The organism is Streptomyces sp. NPDC057654 (assembly GCF_042800135.1).
Taxonomy (GTDB): Bacteria; Actinomycetota; Actinomycetes; order Streptomycetales; family Streptomycetaceae; genus Streptomyces.
The window spans coordinates 1-3,857 of record NZ_JBHVHQ010000822.1; the positions used below are offsets into that span (position 1 = coordinate 1).

General features: G+C 71.5%; 4 protein-coding genes. 2 read left to right on the forward strand and 2 right to left on the reverse strand.

The features are described 5' to 3' along the window. Positions 1-64: 64 nt before the first annotated feature. The gene (locus ACFU99_RS36515; protein WP_384400807.1) at positions 65-1,075 is read right to left on the reverse strand and encodes an HAD family hydrolase; all 1,011 of its coding nucleotides are present in this window, start codon (positions 1,073-1,075) and stop codon (positions 65-67) included. Between the two features lie 78 nt (positions 1,076-1,153). Next, positions 1,154-1,432, reverse strand: coding sequence for a glutaredoxin family protein (locus ACFU99_RS36520; protein WP_384400810.1), 279 nt, complete (start codon positions 1,430-1,432; stop codon positions 1,154-1,156). Between the two features lie 423 nt (positions 1,433-1,855). Here ACFU99_RS36520 and ACFU99_RS36525 point away from each other — a divergent pair, with 423 nt between their 5' ends. Together ACFU99_RS36525 and ACFU99_RS36530 are read left to right on the forward strand one after the other, a co-directional pair. Continuing rightward, the gene (locus ACFU99_RS36525) at positions 1,856-2,650 is read left to right on the forward strand and encodes a redox-sensing transcriptional repressor Rex (protein WP_384400813.1); all 795 of its coding nucleotides are present in this window, start codon (positions 1,856-1,858) and stop codon (positions 2,648-2,650) included. A gap of 73 nt (positions 2,651-2,723) precedes the next feature. After that, the coding region (locus ACFU99_RS36530; RefSeq protein WP_384400816.1) for a glutamyl-tRNA reductase at positions 2,724-3,857 on the forward strand (1,134 nt) is incomplete at its 3' end.

Below are 3,857 nucleotides of genomic sequence, written 5' to 3' on the forward strand. Positions count from 1 at the left end.
ACCGCTGGGAGGTGCCCCCTGACAGGCTGGATTGGGGCGCCGTCCAGTGGTGAGGGGGTACGAGTCAGCGGCGGCGGCGGTGTAGGGCTACCGCTGCCGCGGCGGCGCCGGCCAGGGCGCCTGCTCCTGCCGCGGCGGGGATGCCCACACGCGCCGCCTTGCGGCCCGTGCGGTAGTCGCGGAGGCGCCAGCCGCGTTCGCGGGCGTGTTTGCGCAGGTGGCTGTCCGGGTTGACGGCATAGGGGTGGCCGACGATCGAGAGCATCGGGATGTCGTTGGCCGAGTCGCTGTACGCGGCGCAGCGGGCCAGGTCCAGGTTCTCGGCCGTGGCCAGGGCCCGTACCGCCTCCGCCTTCGCCGGGCCGTGCAGCGGCTCGCCGACCAGCTTGCCCGTGTAGACGCCGCCGATCGACTCGGCGACGGTGCCCAGCGCCCCGGTCAGGCCGAGCCGGCGGGCGATGATCGTCGCGGTCTCGACGGGCGCCGCCGTCACCAGCCAGACCCGCTGGCCCGCGTCGAGGTGGGCCTGGGCCAGTGCGCGGGTGCCCGGCCAGATGCGCTCGGCCATGTACTCGTCGTAGATCTCTTCGCCGATGGACATCAGCTCCGAGACGCGGTGCCCCTTGACGATGGACAGGGCGCTGTCGCGCGCGTCCTGCATGTGTTCGGGGTCCTCGACCCCGGCCAGCCGGAACCATGCCTGCTGCCAGGCGAAGCGGACCAGCTCGCGTTTGCGGAAGAAGTGCCTCTTATAGAGGCCGCGGCCGAAGTGGAAGAGGGCCGCGCCCTGCATCACGGTGTTGTCGAGGTCGAAGAACGCCGCCGCCTTCTCGTCGCCGACCACCGGGAACTCCGGTTCGGCGGAAGCGGTGGAGCCATCAGCGGATTCGGAAGAGTCGGTTGGCTCAGGGTTCTCGGCGGGGTCCAGGGAGGCGGGCTCTAGTCCCTCCTCCGCTGCCGTGTCGGGAGTGTCGTGCGCGGACTTGCGGGCTGCCTCCGCCGCCGCCTCGCCGGCCAGCACGCTGCGTGCGGTGGCGGAGCGCCTACGGGGGGTGAGCCATCCCAGTGCGGCCATGGCGCGAGCATAGCCAGTTTGTTCGGTGCGGCCGGACTCGGAACGAATCGGACGCGTGAACTTCCCGCCACGCTCCGGTTACCCTCCGAGTGCTTTGCGCAACCGCGCGGGGTCCACTCGCCAGAAGTCGTGCTGGGCGCCGTCCACCAGGATCACCGGGATCTGCTCCCAGTATTGGCGGTGCAGTTCCGCGTCCTGCGTAATGTCTTTCTTTTCCCAGCTCGCGCCGAGTTCCCCGCAGACCCGCTCGATGACCGCCTCCGCGTCGTCGCAGAGATGGCAGCCGGGTTTACCGATCAGGGTCACCGTGCTGTTGGCGGGATTCTTACGGGCCGGGCGGCGCAGCAACGGGGTCATGCGGTCATTGTGCCCGGTGCGGGGGTGTCGGGGGATGGGCCCCGGGGTCTTGGGCGGGTGTCGCGCCGCGCTCCCGGTTCTCTCTCCGTATGTCTCTCCGTATGTCTCCCGGACCGGCGTCAAGCGGTCGGTAAGGGTGCCCGGGGCGACTACCATGGTGGGCGATTTGTTGGTGTCCGGGGGCATAGCAGTGAGGGGTGAGGGTGCGTGCTCCCTTCGGTGAACCCGCGATACGGCTGTGGTCGCGGTGGCGCGGGTGATGGTTCCCGGAAGTGGCCGAAAGAGCGCGTGACGCCTGTCACTTTGCTCGGACAAAGCGGACACCATCTTTGTGCACGCGTTCACAAAGACATAGCCTGCATTCGACGGGGCGGTCCTGCGACAAGATGCCGCCCGCAGCCCCGCGCTACCCGCAGGAGCACCGTGGCAACTGGCCGAACTCACCGACCGGCGACCCGAAGCCGAGGGATTCCCGAGGCCACCGTCGCCCGGCTTCCGCTGTATCTGCGTGCGCTGACCGCGCTTTCCGAGCGTTCGGTCCCCACGGTCTCGTCCGAGGAACTCGCAGCCGCCGCGGGGGTCAACTCCGCGAAGCTGCGCAAGGATTTCAGCTACCTCGGCTCGTACGGCACCCGGGGCGTCGGTTACGACGTCGAGTATCTCGTCTACCAGATCTCGCGCGAGCTCGGCCTGACCCAGGACTGGCCGGTCGTGATCGTCGGTATCGGCAACCTCGGGGCGGCGCTCGCCAATTACGGCGGCTTCGCCTCCCGCGGCTTCCGGGTCGCGGCCCTCATCGACGCCGATCCGGCCATGGCCGGCAAGCCGGTCGCCGGCCTCCCGGTCCGGCACACCGACGAGCTCGAAGCGATCATCAGCGACAACGGGGTCTCCATCGGCGTCATCGCCACCCCGGCCGGCGCGGCCCAGCAGGTCTGCGACCGGCTCGTCAATGCCGGGGTCACCTCGATCCTCAACTTCGCGCCGACCGTGCTGACCGTGCCCGACGGCGTGGACGTGCGGAAGGTCGACCTCTCCATAGAGCTCCAGATCCTCGCCTTCCACGAGCAGCGCAAGGCCGGCGAGGAAGCTGAGTCCTCGGCGTCCGCGGCGTCCGCCGCGGCTGTGGCGACGCCGCCTCCGGTGGCCCGTACGGCCATGGGTTCCGGCAACGGAAAGGGACCCGACGGCGACGTACCCGCCGTGATGCCGGCATGAGCGGGTTCAGGGAACGGACCATCCACCACGACGTCCCCCGCGCGGGGCGGCCCGAGCGAAGCGAGGAGAGGGCATGAGCCTCCTGGTCGTCGGCCTGAGCCACCGCAGCGCGCCGGTCAGCGTGCTGGAGCGCGCGGCCCTCGCGGCGGACGCGCAGGCGAAGCTGTTGCACGACACCCTCGCCGCCGAACCCGCCGCCGAGGCGGCGGCCCTCGCCACCTGCAACCGCATCGAGCTGTACGCGGACGTGGACAAGTTCCACGCGGGCGTCGCCGAGCTGTCCACCCTGCTCGCCCGGCACACGGGCATAGGGCTGGAGGAGCTGACGCCCCACCTCTACGTGCACTACGAGGACCGGGCCGTCCACCACCTCTTCTCGGTGGCCTGCGGGCTCGACTCGATGGTCGTCGGCGAGGGCCAGATCCTCGGCCAGATCAAGGACGCGCTCGCCCTCGGCCAGGAGCTGCACACGGCCGGGCGGCTCCTCAACGACCTCTTCCAGCAGGCCCTGCGGGTCGGCAAGCGCGCGCACAGCGAGACCGGCATCGACAAGGCCGGCCAGTCGCTGGTCACGTTCGGCCTGGAGCAGCTCGCCGACGGCGCGCCCGTCGCCCAGTGGGCGCGCGGCAAGCGCGCCCTGATCATCGGCGCCGGTTCCATGTCCTCGCTCGCCGCCGCCACCCTGGCCCGCGCCGGAGTCGCCGAACTGGCTGTCGCCAACCGGACGCAGGCGCGTGCCGAGCGGCTCGCGGCCGCGCTCACCGAGCCCGGCGGGCCGGGCGCGGCGACCGGGCTCAGGGCCCGCGCCGTGCCGATGGCCGACATGGCGGCCGAGCTCGCCCAGGCCGACGTCGTCGTCTCCTGTACGGGCGCCACCGGGCTGGTCCTCACGGTCGAGTCGGTGCTGTCGGCCCTCACCGAGCGGCTGGCGGCCGGAACCGATACCCAAGACGGCACAGACCGTGAAGACGCGGCTTGCCCCCTCGGGCTCGCCGACGACGGCCGCCGCGCCGCGCCGCTGCTGCACCTTCTCGACCTCGCGATGCCGCGCGACGTGGACGCCGCCGCGCACCGCGTCGAGTACGTACGGCTCGTCGACATCGAGTCGCTCGCCGAGGCGTCCGCCGACGCGCCCATGGCCTCCGACGTGGACCGGGTCCGCGCGATCGTCGCGGACGAGGTCGAGGCGTTCGGGGCCGCGCAGCGC